The sequence below is a fragment of the Microbispora siamensis genome, assembly GCF_016863095.1.
Lineage (GTDB): Bacteria > Actinomycetota > Actinomycetes > Streptosporangiales > Streptosporangiaceae > Microbispora > Microbispora siamensis.
The window spans coordinates 20,226-46,363 of the sequence record NZ_BOOF01000029.1 but is presented as its reverse complement, the minus strand read 5'-3'; the positions used below and the strand labels follow the sequence as shown (position 1 = coordinate 46,363).

Annotated in this window: 27 protein-coding genes and 2 pseudogenes; 20 read left to right on the top strand and 9 right to left on the bottom strand. The window is 69.3% G+C overall.

Annotated features, from left to right (window positions below):
- Positions 1–44 precede the first annotated feature (44 nt).
- Positions 45–785, bottom strand: coding sequence for a type II secretion system F family protein (locus Msi02_RS23805; protein WP_204050338.1), 741 nt, complete (start codon positions 783–785; stop codon positions 45–47).
- Positions 782–1,366, bottom strand: a pseudogene (locus Msi02_RS23800) (TadA family conjugal transfer-associated ATPase); the annotation flags it as partial. The gene Msi02_RS23805 and the pseudogene Msi02_RS23800, both read right to left, overlap by 4 nt.
- Positions 1,367–1,401: 35 nt before the next feature.
- Between Msi02_RS23800 and Msi02_RS23795 the strand changes: the two are divergent.
- From Msi02_RS23795 to Msi02_RS23755, 9 genes are all read left to right on the top strand, one after another.
- Positions 1,402–1,590, top strand: a complete 189-nt coding sequence (locus Msi02_RS23795) for a hypothetical protein (protein WP_204050337.1) — start codon at positions 1,402–1,404, stop codon at positions 1,588–1,590.
- A gap of 79 nt (positions 1,591–1,669) precedes the next feature.
- On the top strand, positions 1,670–2,692 hold the full coding sequence (locus Msi02_RS23790; protein ID WP_204050336.1) for a hypothetical protein: 1,023 nt from the start codon (positions 1,670–1,672) through the stop codon (positions 2,690–2,692).
- The gene (locus Msi02_RS23785) at positions 2,689–2,949 is read left to right on the top strand and encodes a hypothetical protein (protein WP_204050335.1); all 261 of its coding nucleotides are present in this window, start codon (positions 2,689–2,691) and stop codon (positions 2,947–2,949) included. Before Msi02_RS23790 ends, Msi02_RS23785 begins: the two co-directional genes overlap by 4 nt.
- 92 nt (positions 2,950–3,041) lie before the next feature.
- Positions 3,042–4,847 carry an FtsK/SpoIIIE domain-containing protein gene (locus Msi02_RS23780; RefSeq protein WP_204050334.1) on the top strand — a complete coding sequence of 602 codons (1,806 nt, stop codon included), beginning with the start codon at positions 3,042–3,044 and terminating at the stop codon, positions 4,845–4,847.
- Between the two features lie 148 nt (positions 4,848–4,995).
- A complete protein-coding gene (locus Msi02_RS23775; RefSeq protein WP_204050333.1) occupies positions 4,996–5,178 on the top strand; it encodes a hypothetical protein in 183 nt (60 codons plus the stop codon).
- A gap of 197 nt (positions 5,179–5,375) precedes the next feature.
- A complete protein-coding gene (locus Msi02_RS23770) occupies positions 5,376–5,618 on the top strand; it encodes a helix-turn-helix transcriptional regulator (protein ID WP_204050332.1) in 243 nt (80 codons plus the stop codon).
- A 137-nt stretch (positions 5,619–5,755) separates the two neighbouring features.
- Positions 5,756–6,733: a hypothetical protein gene (locus Msi02_RS23765; RefSeq protein WP_204050331.1), complete on the top strand. Its 978-nt coding sequence runs from the start codon at positions 5,756–5,758 to the stop codon at positions 6,731–6,733.
- Positions 6,730–8,088 (top strand): replicative DNA helicase, encoded by a 1,359-nt coding sequence (dnaB, locus tag Msi02_RS23760; RefSeq protein WP_239108650.1) that lies wholly within the window; start codon positions 6,730–6,732, stop codon positions 8,086–8,088. The genes Msi02_RS23765 and dnaB overlap by 4 nt, the downstream gene beginning before the upstream one ends.
- The gene (locus tag Msi02_RS23755; protein WP_204050330.1) at positions 8,085–8,558 is read left to right on the top strand and encodes a hypothetical protein; all 474 of its coding nucleotides are present in this window, start codon (positions 8,085–8,087) and stop codon (positions 8,556–8,558) included. The genes dnaB and Msi02_RS23755 overlap by 4 nt, the downstream gene beginning before the upstream one ends.
- Before the next feature lie 71 nt (positions 8,559–8,629).
- Here the strand turns inward: Msi02_RS23755 and Msi02_RS23750 are convergent, their stop codons facing one another.
- On the bottom strand, positions 8,630–8,899 hold the full coding sequence (locus Msi02_RS23750; protein WP_204050329.1) for a hypothetical protein: 270 nt from the start codon (positions 8,897–8,899) through the stop codon (positions 8,630–8,632).
- A 415-nt stretch (positions 8,900–9,314) separates the two neighbouring features.
- Between Msi02_RS23750 and Msi02_RS23745 the strand changes: the two genes are divergently transcribed.
- Positions 9,315–9,470, top strand: a complete 156-nt coding sequence (locus Msi02_RS23745) for a hypothetical protein (RefSeq protein ID WP_204050328.1) — start codon at positions 9,315–9,317, stop codon at positions 9,468–9,470.
- A gap of 371 nt (positions 9,471–9,841) precedes the next feature.
- Positions 9,842–9,979, top strand: a complete 138-nt coding sequence (locus tag Msi02_RS23740) for a hypothetical protein (RefSeq protein WP_204050327.1) — start codon at positions 9,842–9,844, stop codon at positions 9,977–9,979.
- A gap of 374 nt (positions 9,980–10,353) precedes the next feature.
- Here the strand turns inward: Msi02_RS23740 and Msi02_RS23735 are convergent, their stop codons facing one another.
- Together Msi02_RS23735 and Msi02_RS23730 are read right to left on the bottom strand one after the other, a co-directional pair.
- Complete coding sequence (locus tag Msi02_RS23735) at positions 10,354–12,330, bottom strand: NACHT domain-containing protein (protein ID WP_204050326.1); 1,977 nt, start codon at positions 12,328–12,330, stop codon at positions 10,354–10,356.
- Between the two features lie 502 nt (positions 12,331–12,832).
- On the bottom strand, positions 12,833–13,234 hold the full coding sequence (locus Msi02_RS23730) for a hypothetical protein (RefSeq protein WP_204050325.1): 402 nt from the start codon (positions 13,232–13,234) through the stop codon (positions 12,833–12,835).
- A 258-nt stretch (positions 13,235–13,492) separates the two neighbouring features.
- Between Msi02_RS23730 and Msi02_RS23725 the strand changes: the two genes are divergently transcribed.
- The 8 genes from Msi02_RS23725 to Msi02_RS23690 all read left to right on the top strand — a co-directional run bounded on the left by Msi02_RS23725 (position 13,493) and on the right by Msi02_RS23690 (position 18,873).
- Positions 13,493–14,092, top strand: coding sequence for a recombinase family protein (locus tag Msi02_RS23725; RefSeq protein WP_204050324.1), 600 nt, complete (start codon positions 13,493–13,495; stop codon positions 14,090–14,092).
- Between the two features lie 820 nt (positions 14,093–14,912).
- Positions 14,913–16,076 (top strand): pentapeptide repeat-containing protein, encoded by a 1,164-nt coding sequence (locus Msi02_RS44030; RefSeq protein ID WP_204050323.1) that lies wholly within the window; start codon positions 14,913–14,915, stop codon positions 16,074–16,076.
- 197 nt (positions 16,077–16,273) lie between these two features.
- Positions 16,274–16,549 carry a hypothetical protein gene (locus Msi02_RS23715; RefSeq protein WP_204050322.1) on the top strand — a complete coding sequence of 92 codons (276 nt, stop codon included), beginning with the start codon at positions 16,274–16,276 and terminating at the stop codon, positions 16,547–16,549.
- A 30-nt stretch (positions 16,550–16,579) separates the two neighbouring features.
- Positions 16,580–17,005, top strand: a complete 426-nt coding sequence (locus Msi02_RS23710) for a hypothetical protein (RefSeq protein ID WP_204050321.1) — start codon at positions 16,580–16,582, stop codon at positions 17,003–17,005.
- A gap of 135 nt (positions 17,006–17,140) precedes the next feature.
- Positions 17,141–17,671: an HNH endonuclease signature motif containing protein gene (locus Msi02_RS23705; protein WP_204050320.1), complete on the top strand. Its 531-nt coding sequence runs from the start codon at positions 17,141–17,143 to the stop codon at positions 17,669–17,671.
- Positions 17,668–18,036 (top strand): hypothetical protein, encoded by a 369-nt coding sequence (locus Msi02_RS23700; RefSeq protein ID WP_204050319.1) that lies wholly within the window; start codon positions 17,668–17,670, stop codon positions 18,034–18,036. Before Msi02_RS23705 ends, Msi02_RS23700 begins: the two co-directional genes overlap by 4 nt.
- A complete protein-coding gene (locus Msi02_RS23695; RefSeq protein WP_204050318.1) occupies positions 18,033–18,320 on the top strand; it encodes a hypothetical protein in 288 nt (95 codons plus the stop codon). Before Msi02_RS23700 ends, Msi02_RS23695 begins: the two co-directional genes overlap by 4 nt.
- A gap of 394 nt (positions 18,321–18,714) precedes the next feature.
- Positions 18,715–18,873, top strand: coding sequence for a hypothetical protein (locus tag Msi02_RS23690; RefSeq protein ID WP_204050317.1), 159 nt, complete (start codon positions 18,715–18,717; stop codon positions 18,871–18,873).
- Between the two features lie 9 nt (positions 18,874–18,882).
- Here Msi02_RS23690 and Msi02_RS23685 read toward each other — a convergent pair whose 3' ends face one another.
- The 4 genes and pseudogenes from Msi02_RS23685 to Msi02_RS23670 form a co-directional block, all read right to left on the bottom strand.
- Entirely contained in the window at positions 18,883–20,340 is a 1,458-nt protein-coding gene (locus Msi02_RS23685) for a recombinase family protein (protein WP_204050316.1), read from the bottom strand.
- A 30-nt stretch (positions 20,341–20,370) separates the two neighbouring features.
- A pseudogene (locus Msi02_RS23680) lies at positions 20,371–20,970 on the bottom strand (ATPase, T2SS/T4P/T4SS family); the annotation flags it as partial.
- Positions 20,967–22,052, bottom strand: coding sequence for a septum site-determining protein Ssd (gene ssd, locus Msi02_RS23675; RefSeq protein WP_204050314.1), 1,086 nt, complete (start codon positions 22,050–22,052; stop codon positions 20,967–20,969). The pseudogene Msi02_RS23680 and the gene ssd, both read right to left, overlap by 4 nt.
- A gap of 941 nt (positions 22,053–22,993) precedes the next feature.
- On the bottom strand, positions 22,994–23,770 hold the full coding sequence (locus tag Msi02_RS23670; RefSeq protein ID WP_204050313.1) for a Fic family protein: 777 nt from the start codon (positions 23,768–23,770) through the stop codon (positions 22,994–22,996).
- Between the two features lie 260 nt (positions 23,771–24,030).
- On the opposite strand from Msi02_RS23670, the gene acs reads away from it, so the two are divergent.
- On the top strand, positions 24,031–26,007 hold the full coding sequence (gene acs, locus Msi02_RS23665; RefSeq protein ID WP_204050312.1) for an acetate--CoA ligase: 1,977 nt from the start codon (positions 24,031–24,033) through the stop codon (positions 26,005–26,007).
- The last annotated feature ends 131 nt before the right edge of the window (positions 26,008–26,138 follow it).

The window sequence follows — 26,138 nt, the reverse complement described above, 5'->3', positions numbered from 1 at the left end:
ACCACCGTCAGATAACGGCGCCGTCCGATCGCCGCGCCGTATGATCACGGCACCGTCAGCTCCTCCGCCCGCGTGACGAGCCGGTGGGTCCACCAGACGCCGACGGCGTCGAGGGCGAGCCCGACGACCAGGCAGGCGAACCCCGCCGGGCCGCCGAACAGGAACGCCAGCGGATTCATGCCGAGCCCGGCGGCCATCAGCAGGCCGAGCACGGGCAGGCCCGCCAGCATCCGGGCGGTCGCCCGAGGTCCGGAGAGCTGGGCGGCCACCTCCTCCCGATGGGCCTGTGCCTCCCGCAGAGAGGCGCACACCCGTTCCACCAGCGCGGTCAGGCCGCCGCCCACGGCCACGCTCACCCGCCAGCAGGCGGCCAGCCGGACGAGGCCCTCGCCGCCGCGGGCGGGGGCGGCGTTCACCAGGGCCGCGGCGACGTCGCCGCCATCCCGGGCGGCGGCGACCACCGGGGCGAGCGCGGCCGGATCGGGAGGGCTGACCGAGGAGATGGCCCGCGCGAGGGCATCACCAGGAGTCCTCCCCGCCGACAGTTCGGCCGCCAGGCTCTGGCACAGCTCGATGGACGCCGCCCGCCAGGCCGCCGCCGTCGCCCATGGCCGTGGACGGCGGGTGAGTGCCACCCAGAACCTGCGCATGTCCCTCGGCCGCCGCGTCCGGGTGAGGAACGCCAGCCGTGTCGTCCCGGAATCCGGCCCGGCCCACACCCAGGCGGCGAAGAAGGCGGCGAGCATCGCGGCCAGCCCCGTGAGCAGCCCACCCGGCGGCGTCATGACGGCCACGAGGCCGGGCAGCGTGCTCGTAGCGCGTCGAATGACGGGCCCCGGCGGGCCCGGCCTTCCGGGTCGAAGGTCAGGGCCGGAACCGCCGTCACCAGGCCGGACGGGCCGCGTTCGAGCACGCAGATCTCCGACACCCTGCGACGGCCGCCGCCCGCCTCCCGAACGAGGTGGATGACGAGGTCGAGCGCGGCGGCGATCTGGCTGTGCACCGCCTCCCGCGACAACCCCGCCGCACAGGCCAGAGCCTCCAGCCGTGCGGGCACGTCGGCGGCGTTGTTGGCGTGCAGCGTGCCGCAGCCCCCTTCGTGGCCCGTGTTGAGCGCCGCCAGGAGGTCGACGACTTCCGCTCCGCGCACCTCGCCCACCACCAGGCGGTCGGGCCGCATCCGGAGGGCCTGCCGTACGAGATCGCGCAGCCCGACCCCACCCGCGCCTTCCAGGTTCGGCGGCCGGGCCTCGAGCCGTACGACGTGAGGGTGCAGGGGCTGCAACTCGGCGGAGTCCTCGACCAGCAGCAGGCGCTCCGCCGGACCCGCGAGGGAGAGCATGGCGCTCAACATGGTCGTCTTGCCGAATGCTCCGAAAAGACACGGATAGGAGCTACGTGATGGCCGACGACGGCCGGTTCAACATCGGACTGATCTACGACGTCACCAAGGTATTGGAGCAGCACGGTTACCGGCTCCCCGAGGGCGAAGGCCGGACGAGTGCGCTCGGCGCGTTCGCCGGTGTGCTCCTGCACCTGGTCGACACCTACGAGGGACGTCGCGACGTCCTCGGCGACAAGGTCGCCTGATCACAAATCGGCCCCAAGCCGGTGCAGCGAACACCTGCTCAGGGCCTTGACCCCCACCTGCTCAACCAGGAGAGGACCCATGCACGACGTTACAGGAACCCCGGAGCCGGAGGACATCTCCGCGCTGATCAGCGGGGCCGAGGCATTCCTGGCCAGCCAGCAGCCGGCCCCTGTGCCCGCCGCGTCGGCGGCCGTCGACGGCGAGACCAAGAGGGTCAAGGCCCTGCGCGCCGAGGTGGCCGAGGCCGCCCTGCTGGAGGAACTCCAGCGGGACGACACCCCGCTCCGGCTCGACACGGACCGCGTGCGCGAGCGGCGCAAGAAGGCCCACGAGGCGGCTCGCCTGCACGAGCTGGCCCAGGACCCGGTCATGCGCGCGTGGCAGGCCGCGCGGATGCGCCGCGTGCTGGTCACCGCGTCCATGGTGTCGCTGGCGCTGGCGCTCACCTGGTCGACGGCGGGCGTCCAGACCTTCGCGGCCGAGGGCGCCGCGATGTGGTCCCCCGCCTGGATCTTCGCGTGGTTCGTGGAACCGTTCATGTCGATCAGCCTGCTGGTCGTGGTCGGCGCGAAGGCCTACATGGCGACCCGTGGCCGGCCGATCGAGTCCAAGACGCTGACCCGGATCGAGCTGCTGTTCCTCGCGCTGACGCTCGGCATGAACGCCTGGCGTCACCTGCCGTTCGTCGCCGACGAGTTCAGCCTGTCGGCCCTCGTGCTGCACATCCTCGGCCCCGTGGTCGCCGTCGCCGTGGTGACCGCCCTGCCGATCATCCTGGCCGCCTTCACCGAACTGGACCACGGCACCCCGAAGGCTGCCCCTGCCCCCTCCCCGTCGGTCGGTCGGAAGCCCGTCCCGGCCCCTCGTCGGCCGACCCCTCCGACGGCCTCTGACCAGGGATCGGATACCCCTCCGACTGTCCGGCCGGTGACCCCCTCCCGGGGCCGTTCCCTGGCCCAGCACCGGGCCGACCTGCTGGCCCGCATCAAGGCCGGAGAGGTCGACGCGCGGCCGTCGGCCGAGGCCATCCGGAAGGCCCTCGGCTGCGCGCGGGCGACCGCCGTGCAGCTGCGCGACGAGCTGGCCGGGGGTGCGGCATGAGCGCCCCGGTTCGGCACCGCCCGGTCATCGAGCGCGGGTTCAGCGAGACCAGCAGGACCTACCGGATGCGCTGCACGTGTGGCGTGTCGGCCGAGGATCAGGCCGCGCGCCGCATGGCCGAAATCGACCTGCGGGAACACGTCCAGTCCCTGCCGTACGTCCCCGTTGACCAGCGGTGCAGGGACCCCAAGGGGCACGACCGGCGGTACTGGGAGCCCTGCGCGACCTGCGCGAACCAGCTCGCCCTCTTCGACTAACCCGCCGAGCTGACGAAGTCGGCCCCGCCCAAGCGACTGCAACGCCGGGCGGGGCCTCGGTCCAACACCTGATCACCCAGGAGTAGAACCTGATGGCCATCATCTCGCGCCGCATCGACCAGCCCAACCCGATCAGCGACACCACCTCACCGTTTCCCGCCCGCCCGTCCCAGCCGCACGCCCCGCGAACCGTGATCCGCTGGGACCGGTCCCGTGTAGGCGCACAGGCCCGCGTCACCGTCCGCGTGGCCAGCGCCCCCGTGATGGGCACCGGCCGCCTGGCAAGCGTGGCCTGGCGGTGGGTCCGCGCGGACGACTACGCGGGAGCAACCGACTTCAAGTGGCTGGAGTCGATCCGTAAGCGCCGCCGCCGCACGGCCGGAGTCATGGCCGGCGCTTACGCGCTCGCGACCACCTACGGCGCGTCCATGATCGGCGGCCCCGGTGCGCTCGCCGTGGCCGTGAGCACCGTCCTGGGTGTCGGCACCGCTGTTGAGGTACGCAAGCGCATCAAGGACCGCCCCGCTCCGATGGTCGGCGACACGGGCAGAAGAGCGGCACCGCGGGAGCAGATGGTTGTGCAGGCGGCCGTGGCCGCGAAGCTGGGCAAGGAGGAGGGGATGCGCCTGGCCAAGCCGATCGTCAAGGACGGCCTCGGCTGGTCGACGGTGCTGCAGCTCCCTCCGGGTGACAAAGCGCGCAAGTGCCTCGGCATGGAAGGCAACTTCGCCTCGGCGCTCGGGGTTGGAGAAACGCAGGTCGTGTTTGACCTGGTCGACGGGCACGCTGGGCAGCTCGTCATCTTCGTCGCTGAGTCGGACCCGTTCCTCCAGCTGTACCCGTCTCCCCTCACCCGCCAGCGTGCGCCGCTCGACTTCTGGCAGGGCGTTCCCGCCGGCATCAACGGCCGCGGCAACGAGGAGCGTCTGCGCCTGGTGGAGGCCTCGCTGCTGGTCGCGGGCGAACCGCGCGCCGGTAAGTCCGCAGCCGTGAACGGCATCATCGGCGCCGCTGCTCTCGCGGTCACGCCGAAGATCCACCTGTTCGACGGGAAGGGCGCCGGCGACCACCGGCCGTGGCGGAAGATCGCGCACACTGCCGTGAAGCGGAACGCCCCCGCGCTGCTCGCCCACCTGCAGGAGATGCAGGCGCAGATGGAGCGCGTCTTTGACCTGCTCGACGAGCACGGCGGAGGTACCAAGCTCACGCCTGAGCTGTGCAGGCGGTTCGGTGTCGACGTCGAACTGACCGTCGTTGACGAGACCCGCTACTACGTGACCAGCCCTCAGGGTGACGAGATCGTGGACGCAATGGTCGACATCGCTTCGCGCGGCCCGGCTGCGGGGATTCTGCTGGTCCTGGCGTCGCAGCGCATGACCACGGATGCGATCCCCGGCCCGCTGAAGGGCGTGTGCTCTCTGCGGTGGGCGATGCGCTGCCCCGACACCACTGCATCCAACGCTGTGCTCGGCCAGGGCGCCGCGGGTGCCGGCTACAACGCGTCGGAGATTCCGCGGACACACCGAGGCGTCGGGATTCTCGACGCGGACGGAGACGACCCGGTCAAGCTCCGCTCGTACTTCCTCGACGACCCGGATCTGGTCGCGGTGGCCGAGGTCGCGTACGAGCTGCGCCGCGCCGCGGGAACGCTGCCCGTGCACGGCGACGCGGCCGAGATCACTGACGACCTCGCCTCGGTCATCCTGGCGGCGATCGGGGAGCGCGACCGTATCCACACCGAAGACCTGATCGCTTCGCTCGGCGCTGGGTGGGATGCGGCCAGGATCGCCACGGCGCTCCGCCCGTACGGCGTCACCCCTGGGCCTCTCAAGATCGGCGGCATCAACCGCCAGGGCTACCGCCGAGACGCTCTCGAAGCGGCCCTGCTCGCCGCCTAGAGCCCCTACCAGGCCCCCCTACCTCCCCAGAAGGGCCTACCAGGGGTCTACCCCCTCCTGAGCTGCGAGGTAGGGCCAGTTGGCCCTTCTGAAACACCCCCTAAAACAGCCTCCAGGCCCCCCTGGAGGCTGGAAAGGACTCCCCCCCATGGAGCTGTTCATCGCCCTCCTGGTCGCCGCCCTGGTGATCGCTGCCATCTCCCGCAAGCGCAACCCGCTCAAGGTCTGCCCGACGTGCAAGGGCACGGGCGTGCTCAGGTCCGGCATGTGGGCCGGGCGGTACCGGCCCTGCCCGCGCTGCGACCGCAAGGGCGAGATCAGCACCCGCTGACCGCCTGGCCGATTTCCCACTCACACAATTCTTTGAATTACGCCCATGGCGAAATTCAGGCCCTTGGAGTTGGGATTTAAACGAGCGAGTTGGTAGGCGGTGATCGATTGACGGCGTAATTCCGCTAACGTCATTTTCGAGAGGTCGAAACGGCCTCACAAAACGTGTTTTCGCAGGTAGCACCGAGAGGTATTTGAATGTCGACCCCCACGACGCACAGGCATCGGATCGATTTTCGTCAGCTGAGGTTGGCTCACGGATTTACCCGGCCCGACGTATACCGGGCGCTCAACGTCGACAGGAAGGTGGTGCACCAGTGGGACACGGGATCGCGCCAGCCGTCGACCCCGTTTCTCCCCGGCATTGCCCGCATGTTCGGCGTGTCCATTGAGGAGCTGTACGTGCGGCCCGCCACTGAGGCGCAGGCCACTACCCCCTGAAAAGCCGAAAGGCCGGGCCTGGCCGCCCGACCTCTCGAAACGCACTAGTTGAATACCGCTAGTTAGGATACCCCATTGCCCCCCCGTTCTGAACTTCCCGGGCGTCAGCCCGCCACCTTCGTGGCGGTGAGCGCCTGATGGCCGCCGACGACTGGCTCAGCCTCCCCGGCGTCCTGTGGGCCATCAACGCCGCCCCCGACGTCCCGGCGAGCGCTCTCGCCACCCTCATCGGGCTCGCCAAGCACACGGACGAGAACGGGCTTGGTGCGTACCCGAGCAAGGACCACCTCGCCTGGTACGCACGTAAGTCCCCGAAGCAGGTCAAGCGCGACCTTGAGGTCCTGCTGCAGCGCGACCTGATCCGGCTCGGCGACCAGAACCTCACCAAGCACCTGCGCGGCGACAAGCGGCCGACTGTCTACGACCTCGCGATGGAGCGCAAGCGCCCCGCGTACGAGTCGCCCGCCAGCACGGGGGGTCATGTGCGACCCCCCGTCACCCCCGAGTCTGCGGATAACCCCGATGAGCGGGGGGTCATGTACGACCCCCCGCAGTCCGAGCGGGGGGTCATGTACGTCCGAGCGGGGGGTCATGTACGTCCGAGCGGGGGGTCGTGTACGACCCCCGAAGAATCCTCGAACAACCCCAGGAAGATCTCCTCTTCCTCTGTGAGCGCACCTGACGCGCCGCACGGGCACGAGGAGGAGGATGAGATCGTCAAGGGGGAGACGACCAACAACCCGACGGGCCCCGTGGTCGACCTCCCGACCGAGCGCGCCGCTCGGCACATCGTTGACAGGCAGATCGGCATCGACAGGGACCAGGCTCGCGCCATCGTCGCCCTGATTGACAAGGAAGCGGCCGACCGTAAGCAGCCCGTCAAGACCTGGACCCGCTACGTCCTGCGGATCAGCGATGACGAGCTGCGCGACTACCTCGGCCGCGTCCAGGCCGCCAGCGAGCCCTCCAAGCCCGCCCGCCGGGAGATGCCGGATTGGTGCGGCGAGTGCGACGACCACGACCGCACCCGCGAGAACGACCAGGGCCAGGTCTACTACTGCCCCCGCTGCAACCCCCTGAGCCACCGCTACACCGCCGTGGGAGTCGCCCAGTGACCGCCGAAGCCCCCGAGGCCACCTTCGCCCGTTCCCTGCCCCACAACGTCGAGGCCGAGATGTCCGTGCTCGGCGGCCTGCTCATCAGCCCCGGCCACGTGGACGAGGTGGCGGGCATCCTCCAGCCGGCCGACTTCTACCGCCCGGCGCACCAGCTCATCTACGAGACCATCCTGCGGCTCAACCGCGAGGGTGAGGCTGTCGACCCCGTGACGGTCCTGGACGCGCTGACCCGGGCAGGCGATTCGGCGCGCGTCGGCGGGGGCCCGTACCTCCACACGCTGACGGCTACGGTCCCGACGGCCGCCAACGCCGCGTACTACGCCCGGCTCGTGAAGGGCCAGGCCCAGCTCCGCAGGCTCGTCAGCGTGGGCACGAGGATCGCTGAGTACGGGTACAGCGGGGACCCCGACGAGATCGAGGGCCTGATCGGTCGCGCCCACGAGGACCTGATCACGCAGGAACCCGGCGGGGACGAGGCGACCGCGCTCGACACGTTGGTCTGGGACGCCCTGGATTGGCTGGAGAACGGCGCAGACGATGATCGGGTCCCTCTGCCCTATCGGGACCTGGACGACCTTCTGGGAGGCCTCAAGCCTGGCCAGATGGCCATCGTGGGCGCCAGGCCTGCCACGGGTAAGAGCGTCGTCGCCCTGGACGTCGCGCGGCACGCCGCCATCCGGCACGGCCTGCCCGTCTACATGGCATCGCTGGAGATGTCCCGCCGCGAGCTGTCGCTGCGGCTCCTCGCCGCCGAGTGCCGGATTGACCTCAAGCGGCTGCAGGACCGGAAGCTCACCGAGGCCGAGTGGGCGAAGTTCTCCGACATGGCCCCGAAGCTGGCCAAGCACGCGCACCTCGTGATTGACGACACCCCGAACGTCACCGTCGACCGGATCCGCGCCGAGCTGCGGAAGATGGCCCGCCGCGACACCGGCCCGGCCCGGCTGGTCATCATCGACTACCTGCAGCTCATGCGAACCCCGGCCGGCGGCCGTCGGACACCCGAGAACCGGCAGGTCGAAGTGTCCGAGCTGTCGCGCAACATCAAGCTCCTGGCCCGCGAGTTCAACGTCCCCGTGGTCGTCCTTGCCCAGCTTAACCGCGCCGTGGAGATGCGAGCCGACAAGCGCCCGCAGGTCTCCGACCTTCGCGAGTCGGGCAGCTTGGAGCAGGACGCCGACGTCGTGATCCTGCTGCACCGCGATGACGAGGAACGGGCGGGCGAGCTGAGCCTGATCGTCGGCAAGAACCGGAACGGGCCGACGGGCACGGTCGCCGTGGCGTTCCAGGGGCACTACGCCCGCGCGGCCGACATGGCGAGGAACGAGGAGACGAGGGGCGGCCTGACGTGACCAGCAACATGCCGTCGGCCTTTCCAGCCTTGCCCTTCTCGGCGGTCACGTTCCCCGACGACGGCTATCTCGTCGTTCCGCTGGAGTTGATCGATGGCACCCTGTCGGACGGTGCCGTCGTGTTCTGGCTCCTCCTGGTTCGGCTGGCCGAGGGACACGATGAGGTCGAAGTGGCGCTGGAGCAGCTCCAGCGCCACACCGGCCGGACCGTCGCCGAAATCAACGGGTACGTGCGGGAGCTGCACGGTTGGCTGGGGGAGACCCGAAAGGGTCGCATGCCTGGGACGTACGTCTTCCAGATCCGGCGCCGTCCGTCGGTCCAGCGTTTGAAGGAATGGGCGGCCGACCTGGAGGAGCCCGCGCCGCAGCCGATGCCGGACGCGCACCGGCCGAGCGGACCGCCAGCGGGCCCAAAGCATCACGCGCAGTTCTGGCGCGGCCTGGTGGACGACGCTCCACCCCAGCTGTAGGTCGGAAATAGGTCAGGCCGTCGGCGGCACCTGCACGGGATAAGCCGCGTAGTCGTAGGCACCCGGCTTGTTCACCTAACCAGCATCCGCTCGAAGAAGCCCGCGAGTGTGCCGCCCGACCAGAGCACGCCGAACTTGTCGTCGCGGTCGCTGGCGCGGGCGATGGTCACCAGCAGCCCATCGGGGACCTCGCGGAGCAGGATCTCGTCGTCGTCGTGGGGCTCCCACTCGTGTTGAGGGAGCATCCGGCGTGTGACGGCCCACGCCCGCGCATGGAGGTAGGCCATTACCTCTACCGGTTCGCTGGTCACGCGGTCGGCTGGCCGCTCGTCGTTCGTCACGACTCCGATACTGCCGCGCCACGGCTGGTTCGCCCACGTTCCAAGCTGATCGCCAAGTAATCCAGCGAAAATCGGCCAGGCCGAGGCGCTCTCAACCCCCATCAGACCCATACCGCGAGCCCTTCCCCCGGTCCCGTGGCCGCCAGCTCGCGCAGCAGGTCGGAATTTATCGCCGCCAGCCCCTCGGCCGAGCCCGAATTATTAGGCCGCGGTTCACGTTTGCCCAGGTCAGAAATACCCTCGGCTCCGCGTCGGATTTATTCGGACCCGTAGCCGGCCCCTGGCAGAAATCGGCGGGGGACTGCTCCCCGATTCCCACTGACACGCCCTCTACCTCCTACAGCGACACCATCACGTCCTGTGCCCACCGTGGCCGTGTGGCCAGCTCACGGCCCTGATTTGAGCGCACGGCCCCTTGACCCCCAGACAAGCGCTTCGCCAAACGCTGGCCGTCGACCCCGTGCCGTCGGCCGCCAGCACCCCGCTGTCGACTCCCGGCCCCGTGCTGCTCGGCCTCGTCGGCCAGTTCCCCGCCGTGGACCAACTGCACGGGACCCGCACCCCCTCGTGAATCAGGGCATGGGCCCACGTCAGAGTGACCATGAGTGCGACAGTGGCCTCGTCCGTCCACTGTGATTTAAGTCACACCGTGTGAGACGAATGAGCACTTCACAGTGAGCCAGTTCGTTCCAGAACGATCCAGCATGTGCCAGCACATGCCATGCCTCGTTATCTGCCCGTTATATTCGTGCGTCAGCGGGTCAACTAGTGAACCCGGTAGTGCCACCTGAGGGGGTGGGGGCGATTACGCTGGTTCACAGCGTCACAACCGCGACATGTCTAACTCGGTCGGTATTCCCATGGGATCGACCGGGAACGGGCCTCACGGCGATCTCGGGGCGATTTCGCCCCAACCCGAGGCCTGTAGAAAGGGGAAACCCTATGTCGCGAGCGCGACGCCGCAAGAAACCGAGTTCGCTCGGCCGCAACACGCTGAATTCGCCTGAGGGGCGCCTGCTCGTCGCACGAGCGGTCCTCATCGTGGTGGAGGCGGCGCTGCGGATGCTCGGGCCCAGCTAGGACGGCCGCCTAGCTGAAGGCCCAGAGCGCCGCACTTGGAGGGGCTCCGACTGGTTTCCAGGCCTGTACGTCGGGGCCTCTCCCCTTATCCGGGCCTATGCCGTGGGGCATAACCCGGCCTGTTCAGACTAACTGACAGAACGCTAGATGCGTGTACCTGTCTGCGTCGGCCTATCCCTGATCACCTTGCCCGCCATGGCGCGCGGCACCCCCTCGTCGGCATCTCCTCGGCCGCACCGGCCGGGAAGTCGACGGCATCGTGTACGTGTACGTGACCGCCACACGTACGTAAACCGGTGGCGTACCGAGGCCCGGCCGGACAATCCGATGCGGGCCTCGTAGTGTCGTCGCCCCATGGAGCAATTCCCCGTCGGTCAAGATCTCGCCGTGGCAGGATCCGGGAGGGGGTGAGTAGCGAGGTAGTCCTGCAGTTCTCGGTGGCGGAACTGGTAGGCAATTCCAGCAATGCGAAGGAGGCCGGCCTCGTAGGCCCAGTTGAGGAATCGGCCGAGCCGCCAGGGCAGCCAGATCGCATTCCAGCGCCGGGTACAGGCCAGCAACGCTACGTACCGCGATCCCGCGAGGCCGAACATGAGCGCGAACACGAGCCCGAACACGAGCCCGACCGCGACCCCGGCTGTGAACGCGACCGCAAGCCCTACCGCTTGCCCAAGAAGGAGGCCTCCCACGAGCCCGAACACGAGCCCGGAGGCCAGGTCGGCGCGCACCGGATCAAGTGGTCCTGAGACTCCGACCACTCCCTCAGTGAACCGGAACACCAACCGGTTCACGAACCCGAACACGAGCCCGGACACGAGCATGACCCCGACCGCGAGCCCGGCACGAATTCCCACCGCCAGCGCGAACCCGAGTGCCACCACGAGCACGGACCCGAGCCCGACCGCAAGTTGGCGGCGACTGGCAGGGGTTCGCAGACGGCGTAGGTCGACCCGCTTAGTCCTAGGCCAGATGGCCCTCCACGCCACCCAAACAGACATAAAGTTCGTCGCAGTGTAGGCGCCAGTTACGGCAAGACGAAAAGGAGAGAACCCCCCCCAGGTCAGCATGAGTGCAGCACCAGCAAGTGTGCCGGCCACGATGATGGCGATGCTGACAAGGCGGGGGCGGTTGCCAGCCAGCGGCCACAGCTCGTGCAGGACCAGGTCCGTGCCGGACAGGGTACGGCCGCCTAGAGTGCGGCCGGTAGTGGCGTTGGTGTTGAGGTAGCGGGCCAGTACGGCCAGCCAGCGGTGCACCCGTTCGACGTCTGCTCCGCCCGGGGGCGGAGTCAGGGCGGCAGCGGCCGGGATAAGCACGCCCAGCAGATGATCGCGCACCCGCTCCGGGGTGGTCCCGATGGTGGCCAGCTCTGCGGGGGCGCGAACGAAGCCTCCGGCGGAGTCGCGTTGGTCGTAGACGGTGGCGGCCAGGGTGAGCCGCCAGGGCGTGGACAGGCCTTGGGCCAGCGGCCCGCGCGAGGCGCGCTCGATCGCGGTCAGCACCGGCTCCCACCGGGCAGGATCGGTGGCCCGTGCGGTCAGGAAGTTCCGAGCCTGCCGGCCGTCCACCGGTGCGATCTCCACCCGGGCGGCGTCGTGCGCCCACACCCGCAGCTCTTCCAGTGCCTCGTACTGGGCGGTGCGGCAGGTGAGGATGACCGCGGCCTTGGCCCGACCGTGCTGGTAGGCGTTGACAGCGAGCAGCACATGTGCGGCGCGGGAGCCGTAGCCGGGCCGCTCGCCGGTGTCCATCTCGTCCAGCCCGTCGATGACCGGGGTCACCTGGCGGTTCTCGACGAGGACGCGGGCCGTCGCCTCGGTGAGCTGGTAGACCTGCCGCAGGTGGCGGCGTAGCCACTGCTCGACCGCCTTGACGATTGGCAGTTCGGTGTCGAGGGAGGCGGCGGTGATGCGGACCGGCACCGCATCGCCAGCGTCCCGGGCTTCGATCAGTCCCAGGATCAGCTCGACCGCAAGGACAGTCTTACCGGCACCGGGCGCTCCGGTGACCACCATGCGGCGGGGAGACAGCCGATGGTAGTAGTCCACGACCTTGTTGAGGCGGCTGTGCCGTCCGGCGCCAGCGGCCAGGTGGGCGGGAGAGGGCCGGAAGTCGAAGGCCACGTCGATGGTCCGGTCATGGCCACCCAGCAGCTGGCGACGCGCATCGGTCTCGCGCGCGGCCACCGCACGAGCCAACTGGTCGACGGCCTCGGCGAGGGTGGGCGCGGGCGGACGCTGTGCAAGGGCGGCCAGATACACCCCCACGAGTGCGACCACCAGCGATACCGAGCCGATCGCGGCGCCGACTGGGTCGACGTCACCGACCTTCAGGGCGGGCAGCAGCTTCATTCCCGCCGCCGCGACGCCTACAGCCGATAACAGGGCCAGCGTCCCCCAGACCGCAGCCGTGCGCCCGCCGCGTCCTCTCATGGCTCAGATCATGACCGAAAGAATGACCGCGCACGGGCGCATGAACTGCTCCGGAGCAGACCCGTGACCTTTCCCACGAGCCGCCACCGCTACGTGCCCAGCGGTGCCAGCTGTTAGCCGCGGAATCGGACCACCACGAGTCGGATTTCAACCCAGGTGAAATTCGGCGAGGACCCGTTGAGGACAGCCGGTTAGGCCGTCCCCATCCGGCCTGCTCGCGCGGGGAGCGACCCACGATCCTCGTTCTCCCCCGGGTTGATTGCCGCGTCCGCCCCACGGGCCCGGGGAGCGACCGTGCGTGAACCCGGGCATCAGTCGTCCGAGTCGTCCACCCCACGGGCGCAGACGAGGGTCAGGGGGCCCGGCACAGTGGCCTCGTCCGGCCTGGGGCCTGGACGCCGTCGATGTCAGGGTGTCGGTCCTAGCCCCAGTCGGTCTTCGCCCGCTCCAGCACCTCTTCCAGCGGGTCGGCCTCGGCCAAGACGTCAATGGCGGCCTCGCAGGCGCGAGCAGCCCACGCGGCGCCGACACCGGTCCCCTTGTTGGCGCTGGGGCCACCCAAGGTTACGACCGCTTGCGACAGCAGGCTGAGGGTGGTCTCGCTCGGGTTGCCGAACGAGATGAGGACCATCTCGGCCAGGGTCCGGGGGGCACCCTCTGGCCACATCTTGGCGGTATCGCGGACCCATATACCTATCGACGCGACGGTTGATAGGTCTCCGCAGTCGTCGGCCACGCTGTCCCACAGTGGGCTGCGCAGGTCTGAGGGGAGCAGCAGCATGAGCCGGACAAGCCGTTCCGTGGCGGGTGACATCTCTTGCACGCGCGTTCCTCCAGACGGGTGAGGGGCGTAGGCCTCAAGGAGAACACGGGACGACGGGAAGCCCAGAAGGAACCCGTGAGGAACTTCGGGCGTGATCTGATCGTGACCGTTGCCGTCGGCACTGGTCCGCCGAGACTGTCGAGAAACGATCGTTTGCCGACACTCATGATCGTTCTGCGTTCTCCCAGGATTAAGGTGTCGAAAACTCGTGTCGTGAAACTATGTCGAGAAACGATGCCGTCATGATATTCTCGACACATGTTGATCGGTTACGCGCGAGTCTCCACGGACGACCAGAACCCTGACCACCAGTACGACGCTCTCACCCGGGCCGGTGTCGCCCCCGAGAACGTCCACCTGGACAAGATCAGCGGGTCCAAGACGAGCCGCCCCAAGTTCGACCTCGTGCTGCAGCTCCTCCGCGAGGGGGACACCCTCGTCGTCACTCGCCTTGACCGGCTCGGCCGGTCCATGGTCCACCTGGTCAACCTGGGCGCCGAGCTGCGGGAGCGCGGCATCCACCTGCTCGTCACGGAACAGGGCATCGACACCCGCACCCCCGAGGGCCGCGCGATGTACGGCATGTTCTCCGTGTTCGCCGAGTTCCAGCGCGAGCTGATCGTGGCCAACACCCGTGACGGCCTGGCCGCCGCGCGGGCCCGTGGACGCAACGGGGGTCGTCCGAAGAAGCTCCGCGACCGCCAGGCCCAGCTCGCCCGTGAGATGTACGACGAGGTTGGCGAGGACGGGAAGCGGAAGTGGACGGTGCAGCAGATCGCCGACGAGCTGGGCGTGAAGCGCACCACCGTGTACGGCTACCTCAAGGCTGAGGATGCCGTGGCCGCCACAGCCCCGTGACCAGCCTGTAGTCGCCCGGCCTCATTGACCACCGGAAGCGCCTGCCCTGCTCTGTGGGGTGGGCGCTCTCGTCGTACTCGGCCCCCTGCTGCTCGGCCTCGCCGTCCGCCAGCTCGTCGCCGCGCCGCCTCGGCCGCCTGCCTCGGCCCCCTTGACAAAGGGCGACCCCACCCACCCTTAACCGGCCCCGCCCGGGAGGACCCCGCCTGGTTTCCCATGTACGAAGACGTTCGGCCTGCCCGACAGTGGCCGCTTCCAAGAATGGGGCCGTCGGGATGAGCAACCGCGGCCGACCTACGTCTGCCGGGACGTCCACTGGCGACGCTGAGCCCGTATGGCTGATGTGAAGGCCGGCATCTCCCTGTCAGGGATAACGATCGGAAGACACGCACGGCGAGATTGACCGGTGTCGGATGGGATGGCGGTCATGCGTGGTGTGGGGTGGCTTCGTCGGCGTGCCCGGCCGGATACGCCTGTACCGGTGGCCGAGCAGTCGCGGATCGAACTCTTGGAACAGCGGCTCTCTCGGCTGCGTGAGCCACGGTCAGCGGGCTGGTGGATCGCCCTGGCAGTGCTGCTGACGGTATCGACCGTTGCGCTAACCAGTTGGCTGCTCCTGCGTGGCGTCGCCACGCCTAGCCCCAGACCCGTCCCCTCGGGGAGCGCGAGCCCCGCCCCCACACCGACAGGGCCCACGAGCGTCGAAGTCTCCACGGCTACCAGCGAGGCCATACGTACCGCGCTGACGGCCGGGGCGGCGGTGGGGGCCGCGTTCACCTTGGCTCTAGCGTTCCGGCGCCAGCGCCATCAAGAACTCACGATGGTGTTGACCGCGCTGCAGGCTGAGCGCGACGCAGCCTTCGCCGAACGCGACGCGGAGCGGGACGCCGCACACGCTGAGCGAGTCGCCGAGGACAGCCAGCGTGACGCGCTCGAACGGCGTATCACCGAGCTGTACACCAAGGCCGCTGAGCAGCTCGGCCACGCCAAGGCCGCCGTCCGTTTGGCTGGCATGTACGCGCTGGAGCGCCTAGCTCAAGACAATGAGGGACACCGTCAGACGATCGTGAACGTCATCTGCGCCTACTTGCGAATGCCCTACAGTCCTCCCACACCCTCGGATCCGGAGCAGGAACGGCGGGAAGCACTGCGGGCCGCGCGGCGCCGATACCACGCAGCTCGCAACGGTCATTCTGGCGTCACTCAGCGAGCCGACCAAAGCGGCCAGGCGGGGGACCCTGAAGGAGAGCAGCAAGTCCGTCTCACAGCTCAGCGCATTCTCGCTGAGCACCTACGGGATGACCGGTCTGCCGATGAACGTGAGACGATCCCGCTTAGCCCGCGTTTCTGGGGTGGCATGCGCATCGATCTGACTGGCGCCACACTCATCGACTTCGACTTTTCCCATTGTCGCGCTGCTGCAGGCGTCTTCAACGGGACAACCTTCTATGGGACAGCCCGCTTCAACTGCGTCGCCTTCTCCGGGGAGGCTATTTTCAGCAAGGCCACCTTCTCCGAGGAAGCCTGGTTCGACGAGGCCACCTTCTCTGAGAGAGCCAGCTTCAGCCGGGCCACCTTCTCCGGGGAGGCCTGGTTCGAGGAGGCCACCTTCTCCGGGAGAACCTACTTCATCGATGTCGCCTTCTCCCGGGCAGCCCTCTTCAGCGAGGCCACCTTCACCGATGGAGCCACCTTCAGCAAGGCCACCTTCACCGGGAGAGCCCTCTTCAGCGAGGCCACCTTCACCGGGGGAGCCATCTTCAGCAAGGCCACCTTCACCGGGGAAACCGCCTTCAAGGACACGGTCGGCCCGATCCACCTGAAGGGAGCCCGCGTGACCAATCCGGCTGAACGTCACCAGTGGCCGCCGGGATGGCATGTTGTCAAGCAACCCGACGGGTCCGGTCTGCTTGAAAGCGCGTCAGATCGGCAGCCTCCGGAGGCTGACGACCCGGAAGCGGGCGCTGGCCTCAGCCCCGAGTAGACATGCAACTTCCGCAACAGTCGGCCAGCTCGTCATCGGGCATCTCCATCCCTCCCCATCGTTAAGTCGGCCTTCCCTGGAGGACCCTGCCTGGTCTTCCGCGTGCGTGAGCGGCTATTCGCGGGGACAGTGGCCGATTTCAGGAACGGGGAAAGCGGCGTTACCACTCTGGGGATTGTGGTTGCTACCGTAGCAATATGAACGGCGTTCGAATTGCCCCCGCGCGGTTCAAGTCGATGCTTGAGGAAAAGGGCTTCAACCCGCATGCCCTGGCCCGCGAGATTGGCAGCACCAGCTATCAGATGTGGCGACTCATGAGCGACCGACATACGACCAGCTTTCGATTCCTGGCGCGGCTGGTGCCGGTGTTCGACCTGCCGTCCGTGGTCGACATCATCGCTGACGAAGACCAGGCCGAGGCCTTCACGTGGTGGTACATCGAGGCCACCAGGCCCCGCCGCAAGACGGTCTGACCATTCCCTTTCCCCGAGAGGAATTCCCCAATGAACAACTTCTGGAACCGTGTCGCTCAGCCCGGATACGGCACCCAGCCTGGATACGGCGGCACTCAGCCCGGATACAGCCAGCCTGCGCAGGCACCCTACGACGCCCTCATGGCCACTCGCCGTGAGCTGGAACAGCGCGTGCAGGAGCAGGAGGCCCAGCTCCAGCAGGCCGACCAGTTCGCCGACTTCATGAACGTCGTCGGTCGGAAGATGGTCGAGATCATCAACAACAACGCAATCCAGGGTGGCGCTGACACGGGGGTGGTTGCCGGCGAATTCCAGCGAGCGTTCCCCCAGGCTGGCCCCGTCGACTTTCGACAGACCGTCGATACGCTCGTGCGGGAGGGCCTGATCTACGAGATGAAGGGCGCGGAAGGCTTCATGGGCCAGCGCACCACCCGCCTGTACGTGATGCCGTCCTGAATCAACGAGAAACTGGCAGGGATGGCCTGAACAACCACCTGCACACCTATTCGTGGCTTACTTGTAAAACTACCCGGGCAATTAATCGGGCCCGCCGTCCCTCCTGGTCACAACATGACCCAGGAGGAAAACCCAATGAGCCGCAAGCGGCTCGCAGCCGACAAGCGTGTCACCCGGTACCTCCGTGACAACACCTCGGCCGACCCCCTAACAATTCGCCGGTTCGCCACGAAGGTCGTGGTACTCAAGAACGGGTGCTGGAAGTGGACGGGCGCCACCAACGCGCGGCCCACCAAGGCGCCGCGTGGCCTGTTCTGGATCGGGGCCCGGTTTCAAACCGCGTACCGATGGGCCTGGGAGGCCCTGAACGGCCCCGTCCCCGACGGCCTGGAGCTGGACCACTACCGCTACCCGGATGACGGCTGTATCGGCCCGCTGTGCGCGAACCCGCAGCACGTCGAGCCCGTCACCCACCGCGAGAACGTCCTGCGCGGAAGCGGCCCGACGGCCCAGAACGCCAGAAAGACGGCGTGTGCGGCTGGCCACCCCTTCGACCGCGTCGGCACCAAGGGTGGGCGTTATTGCTCAATCTGCAAGCGTGTCCGTGACCGTGCGCGGCGCCGGCCTGGGCGGCTGACCCCCGACTCACCCCAGGAGAACCCGTGATCAATGGGGACGCCGTCAGCGCCACCACCTACGCCCGGTACGAGCGCACCGCGAGAATCGGCGAGGCCGTGCAGGGTCTCGCTGACTACCTGGCCGACGACGAGGAGGACGACACCCACGCGGCGCGCAGGCGGCCCATGGCGAGCCCTCGGCCGACGCTCGGCACCGTTCCCCCCGCACCCGGGCCTCGGCCCCCCGTGGCCGACGTGCCGCCGCCTGGACAGGCCTACAGCACCGGCTCGACACTCCGCGGCCTCTCCCCGGCGGGAATCTTCCGCCACGCCGCCCTCTCGCCGCAGCAGTTCCCCGCCGCCAACGGCCAGGCCGCGCCGAGCCTTCCGCCCGCCGCGAGGGCCTGGGCGTGAATCGGCCGGCCCTGGAACGGCTCGGCCTGCTCTTCTCACGTCTCGGCGGTGTCCTCGTCCAGCGATCGTTCACGGCCCGTTCGCAGCAAGCCCTGGCCTTCGCCATCCAGGGCGACGAGGACGCCGCCGAGCAGCTCGTCCGCTACCGGCTCACCTTCGGCCAGGCCGAGGACCTGAAGCGGGCTCTCGTGGCCCTCGGCCGCATGCTCGACGCGCGCATGCTCGACCAGCTCATGCGGGAGTCCGAGCGAGTGCCCATGGGGCCCGACGGCCCGGTCACCTGACAGCCCGTGGGGGCGGTCCAGGCAGAACCTACTAACTAGGCTGCCCGGGTCGCCCCTTCGTCGTTTGCGGAATTCCCCCCGCCTGGAGTTGGGGTGTGCCCCGCTGAAACGCGGAACGCCCCAGTTACTGGGCGCCGGCCACCGGGCCCCCCCTTCTACCCGCGCTGACCTGCGGGATTTCGCCCGCTGACGGCCCCCGGCGGTTAAACCCCTACTTACTGCCAAGGGTCCACGCCGAGCACGACCACGCCCTCGACCTCATCGCCCACCCGCTCGACGACGTAGGCCCCAATGCCCGATCAGGGCTTGCGCATCCCAACTTGCCCCTGCGTAGCCTCGTGCCCGTGATCGACCGGACAAATCGGAAGCGGTGAATAACTCCCCCGTGCGTGCGATGAATGACCAGGCGCCCGTGAGCGAGTACCGGCATGCCGCCCTCGTCCGCGAGATCATCGACGGCTTCCCGCCGCTCACGGCCGAGCAGAAGGCCCGCATCGCGGTCCTGCTGCGCGGCTCGGCCCAGCAGCCGGCGAAAGCCAGCAACGCCGCCTGAGCCCCGGCATCACCGCTTCGGTTCGATCTTCACCGAGGTCGGGTCGAAGTAGCTGCCATCAGGGGCCCGCCCCCGGCCCGCCGGGAGGATCGTGACGGTCATCAGCGCGTCGAGTAGGGCGCGCTTTCTGCCGAGATCGAGCCCCTTCCAGGTGGCCGGAGGGTCGTCGGTGTCGACGACCCCAGCGAAGACACTCCCCTGGCTCGCCGCGCTGATTCGGCTCTCGATCTCTTCGAGCTGACTGCGGATCCGGCTGCTACCAGTCGCGTACTGGCGGGCGTCGATGACTCCGTCCGCGTGCAGTATCGCCTGCTCATCGAGCCGTGCTCGTAGGGCAACGGCCTGGTCATGTAGCGGGGCGACATCCTCTCGCTGATCCTGCACCAGGAGGTCTACGGCATCCGGCCGGGACAGCCGTTCAATGACCAGCTCTTCTACGAACTTGTCCAGGGGGATGGCCACGCGGACGACGTGCTGACCCGGCTGCCGGGTCTCCCCACGAGTCGGGCGGCACCGGTAGACGGCGCGACGCCCACCAGAGAGCGAGCAGACCACCGGTCTCCCGCATCCTCCGCAGCGGTAGAGGCCGGACCCAAGCCAGCGGGCCTTATTGCCGGGCGACGTCCGGCGGGCAGGGTCGGTCAGCAGCGCTACGAGGGCCCTCCAGGACTCCTCCGGAACGATGGCGGGCCACGAGGCCCGGCCCACGATCTCGCCCCGGTAGACGGCTAGTCCGGCGTTCCTGGGACGCATGAGCATCTGCCGCAGCTCCATCGTCGTCCACTCCTTGCCCCGGCTGGTGCGGACCCCTGCGGCGTTGACGCTCTTGGTGACGAACCGGAGGCTGGACCCGGCCAACAGGGCCTCCGTGGCCCGCACGATCTCGGCGGCCTCGGCCGGCTCGACGGTGACGCCGTCCTTGTGGAAGCCGAACGGACGGATGCCACCGCCGTACTCGCCGTTCGTGGCCATGCGGAGGCGGGCGTTAGCGACCCGGCGCCCCGTGTCGCGGGAGGCCTTGTTGGCGACGGCGACCATGACCCTCGCCATCGTGATATCTGCGTCGTTGGCCAGCCGCAGAGAGCCGGTGACCGACTCGACCGGAGGACGGGGCTTGCGCATCTCGACGGCGTCGATCAGGTCTTCCAGGTCGCGGGGGTCGCGTACGGCCCGGTCCAGGTCGTAGGCAATCAGGCCGTCGGCCTCACCGGTCGTGAGCCACGTGATGGCGTCACGCAGGCCGGGACGGAACGTCCGCAGCCCGTAGGAGCCGTCCGGGAGCTGGATCTTTCGCCGCTTGTAGGCCGACACGTCGTTCTCAACGATGACGCGCCAGACCTTCCACCCAAGGCGGTCGGCCAGCGCCCGGCAGTGGCGTTCCTGGTCGTCCACGCCGGTCGTGTCTTCGTCGCGGGCGTCGCTGATCCGGCACAGAATGACGGCGCACTGGGGGGTTTGCGGGCTCATGGTTTAATGATGTCATAGGCATACATTCGGCTTGCCGGTGCCGGTGCCTCCGGTGACCAGGAACGCCAGCCGGGCGGCCATGATCGCACGGAGCACGGCGGCTCCGCCCTCCGCGGCGAGTTCCTCCACCGTGAACGCCCGCCGTGACGGCAGCCGCAGGGACAGGCAGGTCCCCTCTGCCGCGATCGGCGGGAGGACCGCGTGCAGGCGCACGCCGCCGGCGAGCCGGGCGTCCACGTAGGGGCAGGCGTCGTCGAGACGACGCCCGGCCGCCGCGGCCAGACGCTGGGCGAGCCTGCGGACCTCGTCGTCGCCCGGAAACGTCACGCTCGTCCTGCGCAGGCCGTCCCCGTCGTCCACCCACACCTCGCGCGGCCCGTTGACCAGGACGTCCGTGACGCCCGGCTCGGCCAGCAGGGCTTCGAGCGGGCCCGCGCCGATGAGGTGGGCGCGCAGCGTGCGAGCGACGGCCAGGACCTCGGCGTCCCCGAGCACGGCCCGCTCCGCGCGCAGGGCCGCCGCCACCTGGGCCTCGCTGGGAGCGGCCCCGGTCTGCGACAGCCGTACGCGGACCGCCTCGACCAGATCCGCGCCGACCCCGGGAACGGTCACCGGTCCTTGGCGGGTCATGGGCCACCCGCCCCGGCGGACGGCCGGGTCCTGCCGGTCTGGGAGAGCCCGCCCAGGAGGGACTCGAGCAGCTCACCGCAGAAGCGGCCCAACGGGGATCGGCGCAGCGGCGGCGGGTCTCCCCTATCCAGCGTCTCCACGAGTCCGCGCACCTCCGGGAGCACGCCCGCGCACGGGACCGCCAGAGAGGCCGCGACGACCTCCGGATCGAGCGTTCCGGCGCGCATCACCAGGCGCAGGTCGCCGGTCGCCGGCCGGAGCAGCGTCACGGTCTGGGCCGCCGCGAGCGCCCCGCGCAGGTCCGCGGGAACGACGACGATCGTCGCGGCGGCCCTGGCGAGCGCCTCCGCCTCGCCTTCGCCGACATGCCGGGGCAGGTCGACCACCACCAGGTCGCAGCCGCGTTGGGCGGCGTCGAGCACGACGCGCATCGCCTCCCGGGGTATGCGCACCGGATCGCCGCGATGCGCCGACAGCACGGTGAGCTCCCCGAAGGTCGGCAGCGCCTCCTGAAGGGCGGCGAAGCTCACCCTGCCCTCCCGCCCGACGACGTCGGGCCAGCGGGCGCCCAGAGCCTCCTCCTGGCCGAGTAGTACGTCGATCCCACCGCCGAGCGGGTCGGCGTCGACGAGGAGCGTGCGCAGCCCGCCGCGGGACGCCGTCAGCGCCAGGGACGCCGCGAGGACGGTGGCACCGGCGCCGCCCTTCCCTCCCACGATGCACAGGACCGTGCCGGCCCTGGTCACGGGCTCGGCGGCGTCGCCGAACTCCTCCACGAGGAGCCGCTCCGCCTCGGGCAGCTCCAGCACGGTGTGCGCCCCCACGGCGACGCACCTGCGCCACATGTCGGGGTCGTCGGCCGTCCGCGTCACGACGACCACGTTCTGCCGGGGCGGCGGACCCGTGGCGGCCAGATCGTCGGCCAGGTCGCTGCCGACCACGACCAGCGGAGCCCGGATCCAGTACGGCCGGGCGTGGGCGGCCGCGTGGGCCACGTCGAGTTCGACGCCCGCGGCGGCGGCGATGCGGAGCAGATCGTCGAGGAGTTCCTGATCGTCGGTTATGGCCAGTGGGCGTGGCATCGGTGTCTCCCTGTCGTCCGGGACGACTCGGCGTTCGGGAGGACCACCATGCGAGAGGCCGCGACCGGACCGGGAGAGCGAACCGCGTTCTGTGGACGAAGCCCGGCCTGTGGACAAGACCCGGGCAGTTCGGGTCGTCCGCTAATGGCCGCAGGGCAAGTAGATCGAAAAGGGCGACCCCCGCCGGGGGGGAGAGCGGGGGTCGCCTAGTGGTCCGGCTCTGGGGGGGTAGAGCCGGTCCCGTATTAGAAGAAAGCTTTAAACAAGGGACCAGGGCATGGCAAGGGTTCCAACGCCTCTGAGGCACGCACGCCGTTCCGTATGGAGAGACACACCGTATGCTGCCTGATCACGAGAGGTACGTCGAGAACCCTCTCCAATCTGAGTAAAATTTTTTCCCAGAGTCAGTGTGGCATGTCGACAGGTGCGGTCGCAACGGGTACGGAGGGCGGCCACGAGGAGTCACCGATCACACCTTGAATGCCGACATGCGGCATCAATGGGGACAGAAGTACAGGAATGACCCAAGTGACTCGGTAAAGCTCTTGGACGTAGGGGTTTCCATCCCGGGGAATCGGACGTAAAAAGGGATTACGGACCTGCGGGTCCGCGTACGGCATCGGGTACCCACGCGCGACCAGCCGCGGGAGGCGTGTCGAGACGGGCTTGACCCGCTCCGACAGATTCAGGTGCACGCTTGGTAACCCGGTGACACGTACCGGCGACGGCGTTCCACACCAGGGACGCCGTCCGCTTTGTCCACACCAGCGCGCACGACAGCGGGACACGGCCCAGCCGACCGCGCCCGCATCACCGCCGCCCCCGGACGCCCGACACGGCCCGACGGACCGTGCCCGCATCACCGCGACCCACGGCGGCCCGGCACGGCCGACCGCACCTGCTCACACCACCGCCGCCCGCAGCGGCCCGTGGAGGGTGGATCAGCGGGACATGGCCTCGCAGATCGCCGTCGTCTCGCGGACGCCGAGGACGACCGCCGAGGCGCAGTGCCTCACCCAGGTGCCGACGCCCTCGCTCGTGCCCTTGAGATACGCCCTGAGGCCCTCGGCGTACGCGTCGCCGAGACTGGCGTGGCCCACCTCCACGACGGCGAGCGACTTCGGGTCGAGGCCGAGGTCGACCAGCGTGAGCCGCTCGGCGGCGCGGGCGACCAGGCCGTCGGCCACGCCGAAGGGACGCAGCACCGCCAGCTCCGCGTGCACGATCGCGGCGAGCACGAGGGCGGGCGCCGTGGTGGAATCCGTGACCAGCCCGGCGAGGGCCGACATGCGGGCCGCGGTCTCCTCCGGCCCGGGCGCCGGGCCGAGCCCGAGCGGATCGGCGGTCGTGGGCACGGTCCTGGGCCTGCCGGGGTCGGCGGTCAGCCCGGCCGCCGCCAGCGCGTGCAGCCGGGCGAGGACCTGCCGCGGCGCCGACCGCCACGTGGGGGCCAGCCGGCCGAGTTCGGCCGAGGCGCGCAGCGCGCCCTGCACGACGGGATCGGTCACCTCGCCCATGCGCAGCGGCTCGAGCGGCACGTCCACGCCCTCGATCGCGGCGGAGGCACGTGCGCCGCGCAGGGCCGACTCGGCCGACACCTCGGGACTGCGCCGGCGCAGCACCCGGTGCCGGTAGAGCCGGTCGACGGCCTCTCGGGCCTCCTGTACGGCCTCGGGCACGCCGGGCAGCCCGGCGATCACGGCCAGGGGATCGCTCACAGCCCCCGACCATACCCGCCGGTAGAAGGTCGTTCGCCGAGGAGGTGCGGCCGTTCAGCGCACAAAGGCGACGCCGGTCTCGGCCAGTTCCTCACCTATCGCTAAGTTGGCAGGTTATAGGCGGTAACCGGACAAAACGCCCCCACCCCGATTACTTGTACTTGACACCGCTCGCCTGGTGAAGTGGGACACGACATACCCCAGCTTGGCCGAGGCGGCCGAACGAGAGACAACTTTTAGACGCTGTGAAGGAGTACGGAGTGGCCACCGAGACCCCCGGTCAGGAAACCCAGGAGACGCTGTCGAACCTGCTGAGCGAGACGCGCCGGTTCGAGCCTCCGGCGGACCTGGCGTCGGCCGCGAACGTCACGGCGGACGCCTACGAGGAGGCCGCACAGGACCGGCTCGCCTTCTGGGAGCGCGCCGCGGAGCGGCTGACGTGGGCGCAGCGCTGGGACACCACGCTGGAGTGGGAGCCGCCCTTCGCCAAGTGGTTCATCGGCGGCAAGCTGAACGTCGCCTACAACTGCGTCGACCGCCACGTGGAGGCCGGCCGGGGCGACAAGGTCGCCTACTACTGGGAGGGCGAGCCCGAGGGCGACAGCCGTACGATCACCTACGCCGACCTGCAGAAGGAGGTCGCGAAGGCGGCCAACGCGCTGCAGGAGCTGGGGGTGCGCAAGGGCGACCGGGTCGCGGTCTACATGCCGATGATCCCCGAGCTGCCGATCACCCTGCTGGCCTGCGCCCGGATCGGGGCGATCCACTCGGTGGTCTTCGGCGGCTTCTCCGCCTCCGCCCTGAAGAGCCGTATCCATGACGCGGACGCCAAGGTCGTCGTCACCGCCGACGGCGGCTTCCGCCGCGGCGCGCCCAGCGCGCTCAAGCCGACGGTCGACGAGGCCGTCGCCGAGTGCCCCGGCGTCGAGCACGTCCTCGTGGTGCGCAGGACCGGCCAGGACGTCGCGGTCACCGAGCGGGACGTCTGGTGGCACGACCTCGTGGACCGCCAGCCCGCCGAGCACGAGCCGGTGCCGCACGACGCCGAGGACCCGCTGTACATCCTCTACACCAGCGGCACGACCGGGAAGCCGAAGGGCATCCTGCACACCACCGGCGGTTACCTCACCCAGGTCGCCTGGACCCACCACGCGGTCTTCGACCTCAAGCCCGAGACCGACATCTACTGGTGCACGGCCGACATCGGCTGGGTGACCGGGCACTCCTACATCGTGTACGGCCCGCTCGCCAACGGCGCGACCAGCGTGATCTACGAGGGCACCCCGGACACCCCGCACCGCGGCCGTTTCTGGGAGATCGTGCAGAAGTACAAGGTCACGATCCTCTACACCGCCCCCACCGCGATCCGTACATTCATGAAGTGGGGCGACGACATCCCCGCGAAGTACGACATGTCGTCCCTGCGGGTGCTCGGGTCGGTCGGCGAGCCGATCAACCCCGAGGCGTACGTCTGGTACCGCGAGCACATCGGCGCGAACCGCTGCCCCGTGGTGGACACGTGGTGGCAGACGGAGACCGGCGGCATCATGATCAGCCCGCTCCCCGGCGTCACGGCCGCCAAGCCCGGCGCCGCCATGCAGCCGCTGCCCGGCATCGCGGCCGACGTGGTCGACGACCAGGGCAACTCGGTGCCGAACGGCGGCGGCGGCTTCCTCGTGGTCCGCGAGCCCTGGCCGTCCATGCTCCGGACCATCTGGGGCGACGACAAGCGCTACGTCGACACCTACTGGTCGCGGTTCGAGGGGATGTACTTCCCCGGCGACGGCGCCAAGCGCGACGAGGACGGCGACCTGTGGCTGCTCGGCCGGGTCGACGACGTCATGCTGGTCTCCGGGCACAACATCTCCACGACCGAGGTCGAGAGCGCACTGGTCAGCCACCCGAAGGTGGCCGAGGCGGCCGTCGTGGGCGCCACCGACCCGCTGACCGGCCAGGCCATCGTGGCCTTCGTGATCCTTCGCGGCAGCGCGGAGGAGAGCGACGACATCGCCGCCGAGCTGCGCGCCCACGTGGCCAAGACGCTCGGCCCGATCGCCAAGCCGCGGCAGATCCTGGTCGTGCCCGAGCTGCCGAAGACCCGCTCCGGCAAGATCATGCGCCGGCTGCTGCGCGACGTGGCGGAGAACCGCTCGCTCGGCGACGTCACCACGCTGACCGACAGCTCGGTCATGAACCTGATCGCGGAGAAGCTGCCCAGCGCCAAGAGCGACGACTGATCGCGAGCCGCCCGATCTCGTGAGGAAGGCGTGGACGACCGGCGTCCACGCCTTTCCTCGTCTCCGCGCCGGTTTCCCCGTCTCCGCGTCCGGCCGCGGGCCAGTGCGACGCCGGGGGCGGCGGGGAGCGC